Source organism: Streptomyces sp. SudanB5_2050 (genome assembly GCF_964272335.1).
In the GTDB taxonomy this organism is placed as follows: domain Bacteria; phylum Actinomycetota; class Actinomycetes; order Streptomycetales; family Streptomycetaceae; genus Streptomyces; species Streptomyces rochei.
This window is the reverse complement of sequence record NZ_OZ186760.1, coordinates 5,719,086-5,734,515: the sequence shown is the minus strand read 5'-3', so window position 1 is coordinate 5,734,515 and position 15,430 is coordinate 5,719,086. Positions and strand designations below refer to the sequence as shown.

Annotated in this window: 14 protein-coding genes; 7 read left to right on the top strand and 7 right to left on the bottom strand. The window is 74.4% G+C overall.

Annotation, left to right across the window (positions count from 1 at the left end; genetic code table 11):
* Positions 1–52: 52 nt before the first annotated feature.
* The 4 genes from ACFZP7_RS25615 to ACFZP7_RS25600 all read left to right on the top strand — a co-directional run bounded on the left by ACFZP7_RS25615 (position 53) and on the right by ACFZP7_RS25600 (position 2,945).
* Positions 53–1,684 (top strand): FAD-dependent monooxygenase, encoded by a 1,632-nt coding sequence (locus ACFZP7_RS25615; RefSeq protein ID WP_385635936.1) that lies wholly within the window; start codon positions 53–55, stop codon positions 1,682–1,684.
* A gap of 50 nt (positions 1,685–1,734) precedes the next feature.
* Positions 1,735–1,905, top strand: coding sequence for a putative leader peptide (locus ACFZP7_RS25610; protein ID WP_385635933.1), 171 nt, complete (start codon positions 1,735–1,737; stop codon positions 1,903–1,905).
* 75 nt (positions 1,906–1,980) lie between these two features.
* Positions 1,981–2,556: a cysteine dioxygenase gene (locus ACFZP7_RS25605; RefSeq protein ID WP_385635931.1), complete on the top strand. Its 576-nt coding sequence runs from the start codon at positions 1,981–1,983 to the stop codon at positions 2,554–2,556.
* Positions 2,553–2,945: a rhodanese-like domain-containing protein gene (locus ACFZP7_RS25600; protein ID WP_125772833.1), complete on the top strand. Its 393-nt coding sequence runs from the start codon at positions 2,553–2,555 to the stop codon at positions 2,943–2,945. The genes ACFZP7_RS25605 and ACFZP7_RS25600 overlap by 4 nt, the downstream gene beginning before the upstream one ends.
* A 135-nt stretch (positions 2,946–3,080) precedes the next feature.
* Here the strand turns inward: ACFZP7_RS25600 and recX are convergent, their stop codons facing one another.
* Both recX and recA read right to left on the bottom strand, forming a co-directional pair.
* The gene (recX, locus tag ACFZP7_RS25595) at positions 3,081–3,902 is read right to left on the bottom strand and encodes a recombination regulator RecX (protein ID WP_385635928.1); all 822 of its coding nucleotides are present in this window, start codon (positions 3,900–3,902) and stop codon (positions 3,081–3,083) included.
* 3 nt (positions 3,903–3,905) lie between these two features.
* On the bottom strand, positions 3,906–5,024 hold the full coding sequence (recA, locus tag ACFZP7_RS25590; protein WP_385635926.1) for a recombinase RecA: 1,119 nt from the start codon (positions 5,022–5,024) through the stop codon (positions 3,906–3,908).
* 279 nt (positions 5,025–5,303) lie between these two features.
* Between recA and ACFZP7_RS25585 the strand changes: the two genes are divergently transcribed.
* Positions 5,304–5,504 carry a hypothetical protein gene (locus ACFZP7_RS25585; protein ID WP_029393357.1) on the top strand — a complete coding sequence of 67 codons (201 nt, stop codon included), beginning with the start codon at positions 5,304–5,306 and terminating at the stop codon, positions 5,502–5,504.
* Between the two features lie 170 nt (positions 5,505–5,674).
* Here the strand turns inward: ACFZP7_RS25585 and ACFZP7_RS25580 are convergent, their stop codons facing one another.
* Both ACFZP7_RS25580 and ACFZP7_RS25575 read right to left on the bottom strand, forming a co-directional pair.
* Entirely contained in the window at positions 5,675–6,955 is a 1,281-nt protein-coding gene (locus ACFZP7_RS25580) for an AI-2E family transporter (protein ID WP_385635924.1), read from the bottom strand.
* 60 nt (positions 6,956–7,015) lie between these two features.
* Positions 7,016–7,210 (bottom strand): DUF3046 domain-containing protein, encoded by a 195-nt coding sequence (locus tag ACFZP7_RS25575; RefSeq protein ID WP_019325765.1) that lies wholly within the window; start codon positions 7,208–7,210, stop codon positions 7,016–7,018.
* Positions 7,211–7,290: 80 nt separating this feature from the next.
* Here ACFZP7_RS25575 and ACFZP7_RS25570 point away from each other — a divergent pair, with 80 nt between their 5' ends.
* Positions 7,291–8,316: a hypothetical protein gene (locus ACFZP7_RS25570; RefSeq protein WP_385635921.1), complete on the top strand. Its 1,026-nt coding sequence runs from the start codon at positions 7,291–7,293 to the stop codon at positions 8,314–8,316.
* A gap of 14 nt (positions 8,317–8,330) precedes the next feature.
* Here ACFZP7_RS25570 and ACFZP7_RS25565 read toward each other — a convergent pair whose 3' ends face one another.
* From ACFZP7_RS25565 to ACFZP7_RS25555, 3 genes are read right to left on the bottom strand one after another with little or no spacing between them, the layout of a single operon-like run.
* The gene (locus tag ACFZP7_RS25565; protein ID WP_220670716.1) at positions 8,331–8,639 is read right to left on the bottom strand and encodes an AzlD domain-containing protein; all 309 of its coding nucleotides are present in this window, start codon (positions 8,637–8,639) and stop codon (positions 8,331–8,333) included.
* Positions 8,636–9,379, bottom strand: a complete 744-nt coding sequence (locus ACFZP7_RS25560) for an AzlC family ABC transporter permease (RefSeq protein ID WP_385635918.1) — start codon at positions 9,377–9,379, stop codon at positions 8,636–8,638. The genes ACFZP7_RS25565 and ACFZP7_RS25560 overlap by 4 nt, the downstream gene beginning before the upstream one ends.
* A complete protein-coding gene (locus ACFZP7_RS25555) occupies positions 9,376–10,242 on the bottom strand; it encodes an AraC family transcriptional regulator (RefSeq protein WP_031015365.1) in 867 nt (288 codons plus the stop codon). The genes ACFZP7_RS25560 and ACFZP7_RS25555 overlap by 4 nt, the downstream gene beginning before the upstream one ends.
* Before the next feature lie 91 nt (positions 10,243–10,333).
* On the opposite strand from ACFZP7_RS25555, the gene ACFZP7_RS25550 reads away from it, so the two are divergent.
* Positions 10,334–15,415, top strand: coding sequence for an ATP-dependent helicase (locus tag ACFZP7_RS25550; protein WP_385635915.1), 5,082 nt, complete (start codon positions 10,334–10,336; stop codon positions 15,413–15,415).
* The last annotated feature ends 15 nt before the right edge of the window (positions 15,416–15,430 follow it).

Below are 15,430 nucleotides of genomic sequence, written 5' to 3'. Positions count from 1 at the left end.
CCTGTTCACCCACGTCCCCCGGGACACCGCCACGGGCAGGGGGCACCGCACCGTGGACCCGGTGATCGTCGCCGGAGCGGGGCCCGTCGGGCTCACGCTCGCCCTGGCGCTGGCGCGGCAGGAGGTGCCCTGCGTCGTCCTCGACGAAGGGCCGGGCAAGGACGAACCACGCGCCGCGCGCACCGTCGTCCTGCGCGAGGACACCGTCGCCCTCGTCGAGCGGCTGACCGGCGTCCGCCTGGCGGGGCTGGGGTGCCGTTGGGCCGGATGGCGGTCCATGCGGCGCAAGCAGGTGACGCGCGAGGTCGAATTCGATGACGCCGATCCGGCGCCGCTGCACCTCGCCCAGCACGAACTGACCGGCGTCCTGCGCACGGCGCTCGCCCGCGAGTCACTGGTGAAGGTCGCGGTCGACAGCCGTCTGGACGGTATCGAGCAGGAGCGTTCCGGCGTCACCGCCCACACCCGCGGGCCGGGCGGCACCTGGTGGCGCGGCAGTTATCTGGTCGGCTGCGACGGGCCCCGCTCCACCGTGCGCAAGCTCCAGGACATCCGTTTCCCCGGCCGCACTGCGGTGGAACGATACGCCGTCGCCACGCTGCGCACGGAACTCCCGTGGACCGACGAGGCGCTGCTCCACCGGATGCCGCCCTGGCGTACGTCCGGTCCCTCGGCGGGAGAGGTCGTCGGCCGCCCGCTGCCGGACGGTGTGTGGCGCCTGGACTGGCTGCTGCCGCCCGGGAAGGACCTGGTCACTCCGGAACTGCTGGTGAACCGCGTCCGTGAGACCCTCACCGGCTGGGCCGAGGGGGTGACTCCGTCGTACGAACTCCTCGACACCGGCGTCCACACCGTCCACCACCGGCTGGCCCGCCGCTGGCGGGTGGGCCGTGTGTTCCTCGCCGGGGACGCGGCCCATCTCCTGGGCGCGCTGGGCACGCAGGGTCTGGAGGAGGGGCTGCGGGACGCCGACAACCTCGCCTGGAAGCTGGCCCTGGCCTGGCACCACGGGCCGCGCGAGGCGCTGCTCGACAGTTACCAGGAGGAGCGGCGTTCGGTGATCGCCGCACGGCTGCGCGCCGCCGACCAGGTGCTTCCGCTGCTGCGCGGCGGCGGGGGCCTGCGTTCCTACGTCCCCGGCTCGTCGCGCGGCCATGACGCGTTGCTCGCCGACGGTCACCTGGGGCGCGGAGCCCTGGGCGCGCCGGGGGCGTACGCCGACTCGCCGCTCACGCCCGGGCCCCTCGCGGGGGAGACGGCCGTCGGGACGCCGCCGGGATCGCCGGTCTCCGACGTACGGGTCACGGCCGAGGACGGCACGTTCGTGCGGCTGCGGGACCGGCTCGGGCGCGGGTCGCTGCTGGTGGTGCTGATCGCGCCGGGTACGGGGGTGTGGGACCGGAAGCACTGGGTGACCGCCGGGATCATGCCCCGGCTGGCGGCGGCGGTGACGGCGCTGCCGCACCGCGCCGAACTGCTCGTCGCCGAGGCGTACCCGGGTGCCGCCGCCCATACCGTGCTGCTGGTGCGGCCCGACGGCCACCTGGTCTCGGCGTTCAGCGGCGTGCGGCCGGCCGACCTGTACGCGGCGGCTGAGGCGGCCCTCGGCGGGGCGGCGACGGACACGACCGACACACCCAGCGACGAGGACGCGGAGGCGCGAGCGGCGGCCGGATCCCGCTGACCGGCCGTCCGCCGGTCCGCCTCCGCGGCCCCTGGACGACGGCCGCGTCGGTGGCGATCCGTCGCGGCCGGCCCCGCCGTCCGCATGGTGACGGTGAGTTGACCGACCCACACCGCCGTGGTGTACTCCGGAACGTGACCGACACCTTTGCGCGCCTGTGGCGGAGGGTCCATATGGACCTCGTCCGCTATGCGGGCTGCGTGTGTCGTCTGTCCTGCTGACTTCGCATCACTTCCCCCCGCGCGTGCCGCTCGACGTGCCGCCGCGCGCCTTCGCGAACCCTCAGGACGGTATCCGTGTCTGTCTCCTCCTCCCCTGCCTTCTCCTCCCGCGTCTCCGCGTCCTCCTCCGTCTTCGCGGCCTCGTCCCCGGCGACCGCCGCGCCCACGCAGGCCGAACTCCTCGACTTCGCGCGGCGCACGGCCGCCGACACCGAGCTGATCGCCGGGCTCCCGCTCGACCCGCAGGGCCGCACCTGGGTGCGGCTGGCCGGTCCCGGCGGCAGCGAGGCGTGGCTGATCGGCTGGCCGCCCGGTACCGGCACCGGCTGGCACGACCACGCGGAGTCGGTCGGTGCCTTCGTCACCGCGGCGGGCGAGCTCAGGGAGAACGCGCTCGCCGCCCGGCTGCCCACCGACGGATGGAAGACCCTGGAACTCACCGACGACGTGGACCGGGAACGCCTGCTGCCCGCCGGAAGCGGGCGCGCCTTCGGCCGGCACCATGTGCACGAGGTGCTCAACGAGTCGCGCGAGGTGCACGCTGTCTCCGTGCACGCCTACTATCCGCCCCTGCCCCGGATCCGGCGTTACAGCCGCAGCGGCCATGTCCTGCGCCTGGAGCAGGTCGAGCGCCCGGAGGACTGGCAGTGAGCGAGCCGATCGGAATCGACGCGCTGCTGGAGCGGGTGCGCGGCGGCTATCAGCGGATCGGGCCGCGCGACGCCCACGACGCCGCCGAGGCCGGCACGGCCGTGCTGGTCGACATCCGGTACGCCGCCCTGCGGGAACGGGACGGTGTGATCCCCGGCGCCCTGGTGGTCGAGCGCAACGAGCTGGAGTGGCGCCTGGATCCGCAGGGCAGCCACCGTCTGCCCGAGGCCACGGGTCATGACCTGCGTGTCGTGGTCGTCTGCGACGAGGGGTACGCCTCCAGCCTGGCGGCGGAGTCCCTGCACCGTCTCGGGCTGCGCCGGGCCACCGATCTGATCGGCGGGTTCCAGGCGTGGCGGGCGGCGGGGCTGCCGGTCGAGGGCCCGTAGCGCCTCCGGCCGGGCGGGCGCTTCCGCCCGAGCGGGGGGGGGCGACGGGCTCCGGAGTCGGTGACGGGGCAGTACAGCGGGGCGGTGTCGTCACACGCTGATGCGCCTCCCCGTCCCCAGGAGCGGGCGCGCCGCTCAGTACGGCTCGTCGTCCAGGAACTCGGTGTCCTCGCCCTCCTCCTCCAGCGCCTGGCGGACCACGCGCAGGGCCATGCCCTCGGGATAGCCCTTGCGGGCGAGCATCCCGGCGAGACGGCGCAGTCTCTTGTCGCGGTCGAGGCCCCGGGTGGCGCGCAGCTTCCGGGCGACCAGCTCGCGCGCGGTCTCCTCCTCCTGCTCGGAGTCCAGCTGGGAGACCGCCGTGTCGATGACCGTGGCGTCGACGCCCTTGGTCCGCAGCTCCCGGGCGAGGGCACGCCGGGCCAGCCCCCGGCCGTGGTGCCGGGACTCCACCCAGGCGTCCGCGAAGGCGCTGTCGTCGATCAGTCCGACCTCCTCGAACCTGGACAGCACCTCCTCGGCGGCCTCCTCGGGAATCTCGCGCTTGCGCAGCGCGTCGGCGAGCTGCTTGCGGGTGCGCGGGGTCCCGGTGAGCAGGCGCAGGCAGATCGCCCGTGCCTGCTCGACCGGGTCCCGCGGAGGCTCCCCCTTCTCGGCCCTCGACGAGGAAGTGGTACCTCCGTCCTCGGCGGACGGCTCCGCGTGCCCGCGCCGCCGTCGGCCTCGCCCGCCGCCCGGTCCACGGCCCCGTCCGCCCACGCGGCGCGCCTCGCCGTCACCGTGGCGCGCCTCGCCCGCTTCGTGGGCACCGAGGGCGAGCGGGTCCGTCCCGTCCACGGCCACCTCGTACGGACCTGTCTCGTACGGGGCGCCGCTCGCCCCGTACGCGCCGTCGTGCCTCCCGGCGGAGCCGTCCGCGTACGCGTCGTACTCGGCCCAGTCGGTTCGCCGTGTCACGGATCAGCTCTTGGCCGCCGCGGCCTTGGTCTTGGTGGCCTTGGCGGTCGCGGGGGCGGGCACCGCCGGCGCGGGGTCGGACGGGGCGGCGTCGGCTCCCGGCTCGGTGGCCGCGGGCTCCTGGGGACGCACCCCGACGCCCAGCTTCTCCTTGATCTTCTTCTCGATCTCGTTGGCGAGGTCGGGGTTGTCCTTCAGGAAGTTGCGCGCGTTCTCCTTGCCCTGACCGAGCTGGTCGCCCTCGTACGTGTACCAGGCGCCGGCCTTGCGGACGAAGCCGTGCTCGACGCCCATGTCGATCAGGCCGCCCTCGCGGCTGATGCCCTGGCCGTAGAGGATGTCGAACTCGGCCTGCTTGAAGGGCGGCGCGACCTTGTTCTTGACGACCTTGCAGCGGGTGCGGTTGCCGACCGCCTCCGTGCCGTCCTTCAGGGTCTCGATGCGGCGGATGTCGATGCGCACCGAGGCGTAGAACTTCAGCGCCCGGCCACCGGTCGTGGTCTCCGGGGAGCCGAACATGACGCCGATCTTCTCGCGGAGCTGGTTGATGAAGATCGCGGTGGTCTTGGACTGGTTGAGCGCGCTGGTGATTTTCCGGAGGGCCTGGCTCATCAGCCGGGCCTGGAGACCGACGTGGCTGTCGCCCATCTCGCCCTCGATCTCCGCGCGCGGCACGAGGGCGGCGACGGAGTCGATGACGATGAGGTCGAGGGCGCCGGAGCGGACCAGCATGTCCACGATCTCCAGGGCCTGCTCGCCGTTGTCCGGCTGGGACAGGATCAGGTTGTCGATGTCGACGCCGAGCTTCTGCGCGTACTCGGGGTCGAGGGCGTGCTCGGCGTCCACGAACGCGACCTGGCCGCCGGCCTTCTGCGCGTTCGCCACGGCGTGCAGGGTCAGGGTCGTCTTGCCCGAGGACTCGGGGCCGTAGATCTCCACGACCCGGCCGCGCGGGATGCCGCCGACACCGAGGGCCACGTCGAGCGCGGTCGACCCGGTCGAGATGACCTCGATGGGCTCCTTCGACCGCTCGCCCATGCGCATGACCGCGCCCTTGCCGAATTGCCGTTCAATCTGTGCGAGCGCGGCGTCCAGGGCCTTCTCGCGGTCGGTTCCTGCCATGGGTTCCACCCGGTTTGCTTGATTCGATCGCTTCACGTCAAAGACGCTAATGCCTGCCACTGACAATGCGCCCCGATGCGGGTCCGGCCTGTGGATAACTCGGGCACTTCTCCGTACAAACCCAGTCGAATCACCCGTCACGAGCCTCGCCGGAGCCTCCATAAGAATGGATGTTCGATTTTTGTGTCAAGCGCACCACGCGGCACTCCCGAGCGTACGACCACCGGGCCGGCCGCCGGGTGGCTAGAGTGCGGATGCGACGCGACGAGGGGGGGCACCGTGGCCAAGGTCAACGTCAGTCTTGACGCCGAACTGGTGGTGGAGGTGATGGTCCTGGCCGGCATCGGCTCGCCCCAGGACGCGGTCGAGGCGGTGGTGCGGGACTACATCGCCCGCGGCCACCGCACGGAGACGCGCACGGACCACACGGACCGCGGCCTGCGGGAGGTCGACGTCAAGCCGCAGGAGCCGCAGGGCTGATCGTCCGCCCCCTGCTCTCCCCTGCTCTCCGCGCCGCGTCCGGCCACGCCGAGGGCGACCGCTCCCTGCCCGGCCGTCCCGAACCCGGCCGTCCCGAGCCCGGCCGTCCCGAGCCCGGCCGTCCCGTGCCCGGCCGCAGCAGTCTGTCCGGCCGCCTCGTGCCCCGTCGGCTAGGAGCCGTCCCCGCCCGGTCCGGCGCCACCGGGACCGGAGGTCCCCCCGGCCTCCGGTCGCCGGGCCCACAGCCTGCGCAGGCGCGAGGGCCCACCGGTCCCGACCGGCCCGCGCGCGCGGCGTCCATGGACGCGCGGGTCGTCCGTGACGTCGTAGCGCTTGACGTACGCCCCCAGGAACGCCTGGAGGGTCGCGATCGCCGGAATGGCGATCAGCGCGCCGACCGCGCCCAGCAGGGCGGTGCCCGCGATGACCGAGCCGAAGGCGACCGCGGGGTGGATGTCCACGGTCTTGGACGTCAGCTTGGGCTGCAGCACGTAGTTCTCGAACTGCTGGTAGATCACGACGAAGATCAGCACCCACAGCGCGTACCAGGGGTTGACCGTGAAGGCGATCAGCATGGGCAGGGCACCCGCGAGATAGGTGCCGATGGTGGGGATGAACTGCGACACCAGGCCCACCCACACGGCGAGCGCGGGGGCGTAGGGCACCTCCAGGAACTCCAGCAGGATGTAGTGCGCTATGCCGGACACGAGGGCCATCAGACCGCGTGAGTACAGATAGCCGCCGGTCTTGTCCACGGCGATCTCCCACGCGCGCAGCACCTCGGCCTGTCGCGCGGGCGGCAGCACGGAGCAGAGGGCGCGCCGCAGCCGGGGGCCGTCGGCGGCGAAGTAGAAGGAGAAGAGGAAGATCGTCAGCATCTGGAAGAGGCCGCCGAGAACCTGGGCCGACACGTCCAGGACGCCGGTGGCGCTGTTCTGCACGTAGTTGCGCAGCCAGTCGGAGCGGAGCAGGCCCTCCTGGATGTCGACCCGTCTCAGCTCGGTGTGGAAGTGGCTGTTGACCCAGTTGATGACCGAGTCGAGGTAGTCCGGGAAGTCCTCGACCATCTTGACGATCTGGCCCGCGAGCATGGAGCCGAGGAGGGTGACGAACCCTGCGGCGGCGACCAGCACGGCGAGGAACACCAGGAAGGTGGCGAGCCCGCGGCGCAGGCCGCGACCGGCCATCCAGCTCACCGCCGGTTCGATGGCGAGGGCCAGGAAGAACGCGATGAGGATGTTGATCAGCAGGCCGGTGAGCTGGTGGAAGGCCCAGCTGCCCAGCTGGAACACGGCGACGAGCGAGAGGGCGAGCACCATGGCGCGCGGCAGCCAGCGCGGCATGCGCGCGCCACGCCCCGGGGTGTCCCGGGGCGGGGGCGGGGCGGGCGGCGTCGTGCCGGTCGTGGATGCGTGCCGGGTCGCCTGCCCGGTCTCCTCAGTCGGTGCCACGGACCAAGTCTCGCCCACGCCACGGACAGCGGAGTGCCGTTCGGTGGCCCTCGTGCCCGGTCAGCGCTGCTCCTGCGGCACGTTCATGACCGTGCAGACCACCCGCCACACGTCCTTGGCGTCCCAGCCGGCGTCCAGCGCACCGTGCACCGTGCGCCCGCCCAGCTCCGACATCACGTGATCGCGCGCGAAGGTGTCGGCGTAACCCGGACCGAAGTGATCCGTCATCCGCTCCCAGAAGACCGTCAACCGCATGACTCCAGTATCCCGCCCCTGAGAGTGGGCCCCGTGCCGGGACCGCGTACCGGGACCGCTTTCCGTCCTACGGTCTGACCATGGCCGAAAATGGAGCATCCCCACTCCCCACGTCGCCCCTGATCCCCACCCCCGCCGCGCCCACGCCTCCCACGACACCCGCGCCTCCCACGCCCCCCACTGCTCACGCCTCGCGCTCACCGCTCGCGCGCGCGGAGCACTTCGTGTGGCTGACCGCGCGCGTACTGGAGCAGCGCCTGTTCGCGTACCACTTCCGGGACGGCGACGCCGGTCCGGTGGAGACCGCGCTGGACGCCCACCGCAACGAGGACGGCGGGTACGGCCACGCGCTGGAGCCCGATCTGCGCGGCCCGGACAGCCAGCCGCTGCACACCGCGCGCGCCCTGCGCGTCCTGGACGCCGTCGGTCGCTGCGGCGGGCAGCGCGTGGAGCGGATGTGCCGCTACCTGACCTCCGTGTCCACGCGGGACGGCGCCCTGCCCCTGGTCCGTCCCGGCGGGCGCGGGTATCCGGCGGCCCCGTTGCCGCCGGTCGTGGACGACCCGCCCGGTGAACTCCTCGCCACGGCTCCGGTGGTCGGTCTGCTGCACCGCAACGACGTCTGGCACGCCTGGCTGTTCAGGGCGACCGACTTCTGCTGGCAGGCGGCGGAGTCGCTGGAGACCCCGCACCCCGACGAGGTCGAGGCGGCCGTGGCCTTCCTGGACAACGCTCCCGACCGCCCGCGCGCGCGGGCGGCGGCCGACCGGCTGGGCCGTCTGGTGCGCGAGCGGCGGCTCGCGGTACTGGACCCGGACGACCGGGACGCGTATCCGGTCTCCCCCGGCCGCGACCCGGGCGAGCACCGCTTCCCCCACGACTACGCGGGCCATCCGGGCTCCCTCGCGCGCGCGTGGTTCACGGACGACGAGATGGCCCGCTCCCTCGACTTCCTCGCCCGCGAGCAGGAGGAGGACGGTGGCTGGCCCCTGCGCCGGCCCCGCTGGGCCCCCGCCCCCTCCCCCGGCCCCGCCCTGGAGGCCCGCGCCGCCGTGACGATCGAGGCCCTGCGCACCCTTAGGGCGTACGGCCGCCCGATCGGCTGACCGGGGCGGGACCCTCAGCCGCCCAGGGCCCGTACGCCCGCGGTCACCACCACGGCCGCGGCGACGACGAGCAGGAACGGTGCGCGCAGCACCAGCGCCACGGCGGCCGCGCCGACCCCCGCCGCCCGCGCGTCCATCACGAGCGCCTGTCCGTCGGCGAAGGTCTGCTGGGCGGTGAGCGCGGCGAGCAGGGCCACCGGCAGCAGCGCCGCGAGGCGCCGGACCAGGGGCCGCTCCAGCGCGCCCGCGGGCACCAGCAGGCCCAGGAGCTTGACGGCGTAGCAGCCCACCGCCGTCACACCGATCGCCACCCAGACGCTCATCGCTCCTCCTCCGGCGCGGTGGTCCGCCCGTCCCCGCTCTCCCGGCGGCCCCGCGCCCAGAGGACGGCCGGGGCCGCCAGGGCCGCCACCAGCACGGGCACACCGGCGGGGAGCACGGGCAGGAGGCCCAGCCCGAGGAGTACCGCCAGGGCGGCGGTGGCCCGCTCGGTGACGGTCCTCAGCATCGGTGCGAGCAGCGCCAGGAAGACCGCCGGACCGGCGGCGTCCAGTCCCCAGGCAGCCGTGTCCCCGATGGCCTCCGCACCCAGCGCGCCGAGCAGGGTGGTGAGGTTCCACAGCACGTACAGGGTGAGTCCCGTGACGGTGAACCCGATCCGGACACCGCGGCGCGTGGGCTGGGCGAGGGCGACGGCCGTCGTCTCGTCGATGACCCACTGCGCGGCGAAGGGCCGCACCGCGCGCGGCAGGGCCAGCAACTGGGAGAGCCGCAGCCCGTAGAAGGCGTTGCGCACGCCCAGGAAGAAGGCCCCGGCGGCGGCGGTGAGCGGATTGCCGCCGGCCGCGAGCGCCCCCACCAGCGCGAACTGGGAGGCGCCGGTGAACACCAGGAGGCTGAGGGCGCAGGTCTGGGCCAGGGTGAGTCCGCTGCCCGCCGAGGTCACCCCGAAGGCGAACCCGGACAGTCCGACGGCTATGCCCACCCCGAGGGCGTCCCGCACGACCGCGGCGTCGGGCTTGCCCTCGGCGCCGGTGTCCGAGACCACTGTCTGTTCTGTCACGCCTCGGACGGTAGGAGAAGCCGTCGCCGCGCGTCTTGTACGTTCTTGCGCTCGCGCTGGTAGGCCCCCGGCGGCACCCCCACGATCCGCGCGAAGTGCCGGTTCAGGTGCGGCTGGTCGGTGAAGCCCACGGCGACGGCCGCCTCGGCCGGTGTCGTCCCGGCGTCCAGCAGCCGCCGCGCCCGGCGCACCCGGGCGTCCGTCAGCCAGCTGTGGGGCGGCATTCCGTAGGCGTCCCGGAAGGCGCGCAGCAGCGCGAAAGGACTGCCGCCCAGCTCGGCGGCGAGCCGCTCCAGACTCGGCGGGTCGGCCATCCGCTCCTCGAGCACGGCACGTGCCCGTGCCGCGATCCGCGCCCCGGCCGTCCGCACCTCCCGGCGCGGCAGCGGGCCGCCGTTCAGCCGCAGGAGCCGGGTGACGGCCACGCGCAGCAGGGTGTCGGCGGCCAGCGCGTTCCCCTCGTCGGTGGCCCGCAGCACGCGGTGCACCAGCTCGACCGAGTACGGGTCGTCGAGCACCGGCCGGACGAACCCGGGCGTCCCGCGCAGGGTGGTGGTCTCCGCCGCGATGCCCGCCACCAGCTCGGGCGCCGGGTAGACGGCCCCGTACCGCCAGCCCTCCGGCACTCCGGCCCGGCCCGTGTGCGGGGTGTCCGGGTTGACCAGGGCGAGCGAACCCGCGCCGGCGTACTGGTCGCCTCCGCCGTGGTGGAAGACCTCGGCCCCGTCGGCTATGGCGGCGATGACGAAGTGCTCGTGCGTATGGCGTACGAACGTCTTCCGCACGTACCGGGCGCGCAGCAGGTCGACGCCGGGCAGCTCCGGATACCGCCAGTGCCGTGCCCGCTCGCTCGATCCCGCCATGCGCTCCATTCTCCGTCACCGCCTCCGCGCCGCCCGGCCCCTGTCCGCCCGGCTCAGGGCGATTGTCAGTGCCGGGGTGCACGATGGATCCATGGTCAGCTCCGCACATCGGGCCCTGGACGGCTTCTCCCCCGCGACCCGCGGTTGGTTCACGGGGGCCTTCTCCGCGCCCACCGCCGCCCAGGCGGGTGCGTGGCAGGCCATCTCGGAGGGCTCCGACGTGCTGGTGGTCGCCCCCACCGGCTCCGGCAAGACGCTGGCCGCCTTCCTCGCCGCTCTGGACCAGCTGGCCTCGACGCCGCCGCCCGCCGACCCCAAGAAGCGCTGCCGGGTCCTGTACGTGTCTCCGCTCAAGGCCCTGGCCGTCGACGTCGAGCGCAACCTCCGCAGCCCGCTGACCGGCATCCGCCAGGAAGCCGTGCGCCTCGGTCTGCCCGAGCCCGAGGTCAAGGTCGGCATCCGCTCCGGCGACACCCCGGCCGCCGAGCGCCGCGCCCTGTCCACCCGTCCGCCGGACATCCTGATCACCACCCCCGAGTCCCTGTTCCTGATGCTGACGTCGGCCACACGCGAGGCGCTGACCGGCGTGGAGACGGTGATCCTGGACGAGGTGCACGCGGTGGCGGGCACCAAGCGCGGCGCCCATCTCGCGCTCACCCTGGAGCGGCTGGACGAGCTGCTGCCGAAGCCGGCCCGCCGCATCGGGCTGTCGGCGACGGTCCGCCCGGTGGACGAGGTCGCCCGCTTCCTGGCCCCGCGCGGCAGGGTGGAGATCGTCCAGCCGGAGTCGGGCAAGGAGTTCGACCTGTCCGTCGTCGTCCCGGTCGAGGACCTGGGCGAGCTGGGCGGTTCCCCGGTCGCGGACGGCAACGAGGGCGCGGAGCGCCCGTCGATCTGGCCGCACGTCGAGGAGCGCATCGCCGACCTCGTCCAGTCGCACCGCTCCACGATCGTCTTCGCCAATTCCCGGCGCCTGGCGGAGCGCCTGTGCAACAGGCTCAACGAGATCGCGTACGAGCGGGCGACCGGCGAGCCGCTGGACGAGCACCATTCCCCCGCCGAACTCATGGGCGGCTCGGGCGCCGCGCAGGGCGCGCCGCCGGTGATCGCCCGGGCCCACCACGGCTCGGTCTCCAAGGAGCAGCGCGCCCTGGTCGAGGAGGACCTCAAGGCGGGCCGCCTGCCCGCGGTGGTGGCGACCTCCAGCCTGGAGCTGGGCATCGACATGGGCGCCGTCGACCTGGTCGTCCAGGTCGAGTCGCCGCCCTCCGTCGCCTCCGGCCTGCAGCGCGTCGGCCGCGCCGGACACCAGGTCGGCGCCGTCTCCACGGGCGTGGTCTTCCCCAAGTACCGGGGCGACCTGGTGCAGGCGGCGGTGGTCACCGAGCGGATGCGCGTCGGCGCCATCGAGGCCCTGCGGATTCCCGCCAATCCGCTGGACGTCCTGGCGCAGCAGATCGTGGCCATGACCGCCCTGGACACCTGGCAGGTCGACGACCTGCTCGCCACCGTCCGCCGCGCCGCCCCCTTCGCCTCGCTGCCGGAGTCGGCCTTCACGGCCGTCCTCGACATGCTCGCCGGCCGCTATCCGTCCGACGCCTTCGCCGAGCTGCGCCCGCGCGTGGTCTGGGACCGGGTCGCCGGCACGGTCACCGGCCGGCCGGGCGCGCAGCGCCTCGCGGTCACGTCGGGCGGCACGATTCCCGACCGCGGGCTCTTCGGGGTCTTCCTCGCGGGTGCGGACCCGAAGAAGGGCGGCGGCCGGGTCGGCGAGCTGGACGAGGAGATGGTGTACGAGTCCCGGGTGGGGGACGTCTTCACGCTCGGCACCAGCTCGTGGCGGATCGAGGACATCACCCGCGACCGGGTCCTGGTCTCCCCCGCTCCGGGCGTGCCGGGGAGGCTGCCGTTCTGGAAGGGCGACCAGTTGGGCCGCCCCCTGGAGCTGGGCCGCGCGCTGGGCGCATTCCTGCGCGAGGTCGGCTCGCTCGGCAAGGAGGACGCCCGGCTGCGCCTGGTCACCGCCGGGCTGGACGCCTGGGCCGCGGACAATGTGCTGGCGTACCTCGACGAGCAGCGCGAGGCGTGCGGCCATGTGCCCGACGACCGCACCATCGTGGTCGAACGGTTCCGGGACGAGCTGGGCGACTGGCGGGTCGTGGTCCACTCCCCCTTCGGTGCCCAGGTCCACGCCCCCTGGGCGCTCGCCCTCGGTGCCCGGCTGACCGAGCGATACGGCATGGACGCCCAGGTGATGCACGCCGACGACGGCATCGTGCTGCGGCTGCCGGACGCCGATCTCATGGGCCTGGACTTCCTCGACCAGGACCCCGCGAAGCCGGGCCTCGAGTACGACGCCGAGAAGGCACCCGTAGGCGCCGCCGACGTGGTCTTCGACAAGGGGGAGGTCGACCGGGTCGTCACCGACCAGGTGGGCGGCTCCGCCCTGTTCGCGTCCCGGTTCCGCGAGTGCGCCGCCCGTGCGCTGCTGCTGCCGCGCCGCAGCCCCGGCAAGCGCACCCCGCTGTGGCAGCAGCGCCAGCGCGCCGCGCAGCTACTGGAGGTGGCGAGCGAGTACGGATCGTTCCCGATCGTCCTGGAGGCGATCCGCGAATGCCTCCAGGACGTCTTCGACGTGCCCGGCCTGGTCGAGCTGATGGGCGACCTGGAGTCCCGCAAGGTGCGCCTGGTCGAGGTCACCACCCCGGAGCCGTCCCCGTTCGCCCGCTCCCTGCTCTTCGGCTACGTGGCGCAGTTCCTGTACGAGGGCGACTCGCCGCTCGCCGAGCGCCGGGCCGCCGCGCTGTCGCTGGACTCGCGGCTGCTGGCCGAGCTGCTCGGCCAGGCGGAGCTGCGCGAGCTGCTCGACGCCGAGGTGCTCACCGAGCTGGAGCGGGAGCTGCAGTGGCGCACCGAGGACCGCCGGGTGAAGGACCCGGAGGGCGTGGCGGACCTGCTGCGGCTCCTCGGTCCGCTCACGGACGCCGAGCTGGCCGAGCGGGGCGCCGAGCCCCAGTGGGCGCCGGAGCTGGCCGCCGCCCGGCGCGCGATCAGGGTGCGGATCGCCGGCGGCGACCACTGGGCGGCGATCGAGGACGCGGGCCGGCTGCGCGACGCGCTGGGCACGGCGTTGCCCGTCGGGGTGCCCGAGGCGTTCACCGAGCCGGTCAAGGACCCCCTCGGCGACCTCCTGGCCCGCTATGCCCGCACCCACGGCCCGTTCACCTCGGTGACCGCCGCGGCCCGCTTCGGGCTCGGCGTCGCGGTCACCGAGGGCGCCCTGCAACGGCTGGCCGCGGCGGGCCGGGTGGTGCAGGGCGAGTTCCATCCGGCCGGCATCGGCCAGGAGTGGTGCGACGCGACCGTCCTGCGCCGGCTGCGGCGCCGCTCCCTGGCCGCGCTCCGGCACGAGCTGGAGCCGGTGCCGCCCGCCGCGCTCGGGCAGTTCCTCCCTCAGTGGCAGCACATCGGCAAGGGACACGCGTTGCGCGGCGTCGACGGGCTGGTCCGCGCCGTCGAGCAGTTGCAGGGCGCCTCGGTGCCCGCTTCCGCCCTGGAGAAGCTGGTCCTGCCGTCCCGCGTGGCGCACTACAGCCCGGCCATGCTGGACGAGCTGACGGCCGCCGGCGAGGTGGTGTGGGCCGGAGCCGGCTCGCTCCCCGGCAAGGACGGCTGGGTCTCCCTCTACCTCGCGGACGCGGCCCCCCTGCTCCTGCCGCCCGCGCACCCCCTGGAGACGACCGCTCTGCACGAGTCCGTCCTGAACGCCCTCTCGGGCGGGTACGGCCTCTTCTTCCGGCAGATCGCCGACCAGGTCCGTGCGACCACCCACCCGGACGTCACCGATCCGCAGCTGGCCGACGCCCTGTGGGAGCTGGCCTGGTCCGGGCGGCTGACCAACGACACGCTCGCCCCTCTGCGCTCCCTGCTGGGCTCCGGCCGCACCGCCGGCTCGACCGCCCACCGCGCCAAGCGGTCCGTCCCCCGCGGACGCTACGGTTCGCTGACGGCCGCCGCCCGGCCCGCCTCGCGCGGCGGTCCGCCGACCGTCGCCGGCCGGTGGTCGCTGCTCCCGGCCCGCGAGCCCGACACCACGGTGCGCGCCCACGCGCTGGCCCGCACGCTCCTCGATCGGCACGGCGTGGTGACCAGGGGCGCCGTCGCCGCCGAGGGCGTCGAGGGCGGCTTCTCGGCGGTGTACCGCATTCTGGCCGCCTTCGAGGAGAGCGGGCAGGCCCGGCGGGGGTATGTCGTGGAGGGACTCGGAGCGGCGCAGTTCGCCATGGAGGGGGCCGTGGACCGGTTGCGCGCGGTCGCGAACGCCAGGGAGCGCGGCGAGGGTCCGCCCGCGCGGGTGGCTGTCGGCGGCCCCGAGACCCCGGCCGCACCCGACGGCTTCCCCGGCGCGGCCTCCGGCGCTCCCTCGGAGGCCCCTCTCGACGACCCGTTCTCCGACTTCCCGTCCGGCAGCCACGCCTCGCCCGCCCCGCCCGGCGCTCCCGGCTCACCGGCCCCCTGGGACGACGTCTTCGCGGACCCGGACGGGCTGGGCCGGTCACCGTCCCGGGGCGACTACATCTCGCCCCGCGACTACGCCGAACCGGGCGCCGGCGGCCCCCGCGGCGGCGGCGCGCACGGCGCCTCCGGAGGCTTCGGGGGCCCGCGCGGGAGCGCGAACAGCGGCTTCGGCGGGCCACGCGGCGGCACCGGCAGCGGCTTCGGCGGGCCACGCGGTGCGTACGACCCCGGCTTCGCCGGCCACCGCGGCCGTGCTCCCGCCGGTCCACCGGCCGTCGTCCTGGCCGCCGCCGACCCGGCGAACGCGTACGGCGCGGCCCTCCCCTGGCCGGAGCCCCCGGCCGGTGCCACGCACAAACCGGGCCGCAAGGCGGGCTCCCTGGTGGTACTGGTCGAGGGCGAGCCCGCGCTCTACATGGAGCGTGGCGGCAAGACGCTCCTGCTGTGGCCGTCCGATACCGACGCCCTGCCCACCGAGGACCCGCGGCTGCGGGCCGCCGCCCAGGCGCTCGCCGAGTCGGCCCTGGCCGGTTCCCTCGGCACGGTCACGGTGGAGCGGGTCAACGGCGCCGCGGCCCTGACCTCGCCGTTCGGGCCCCTGCTGGAGGACGCGGGTTTCGTGGCCACCCCGCGGGGCCTGCGCATCCGCGCCTGAGCCTGTCACCCTTGA

What these genes read in the sequence shown, in the direction of transcription:
- ACFZP7_RS25555 (WP_031015365.1), bottom strand. Translation starts at nt 10,242, where the DNA reads ATGGCGGGATCGAGCGAGCGGGCACGGCACTGGCGGTATCCGGAGCTG.
- ACFZP7_RS25565 (WP_220670716.1), bottom strand. Translation starts at nt 8,639, where the DNA reads ATGAGCGTCTGGGTGGCGATCGGTGTGACGGCGGTGGGCTGCTACGCC.
- ACFZP7_RS25575 (WP_019325765.1), bottom strand. Translation starts at nt 7,210, where the DNA reads ATGCGGTTGACGGTCTTCTGGGAGCGGATGACGGATCACTTCGGTCCG.
- ACFZP7_RS25570 (WP_385635921.1), top strand. Translation starts at nt 7,291, where the DNA reads ATGGCCGAAAATGGAGCATCCCCACTCCCCACGTCGCCCCTGATCCCC.
- ACFZP7_RS25550 (WP_385635915.1), top strand. Translation starts at nt 10,334, where the DNA reads ATGGTCAGCTCCGCACATCGGGCCCTGGACGGCTTCTCCCCCGCGACC.
- recA (WP_385635926.1), bottom strand. Translation starts at nt 5,024, where the DNA reads ATGGCAGGAACCGACCGCGAGAAGGCCCTGGACGCCGCGCTCGCACAG.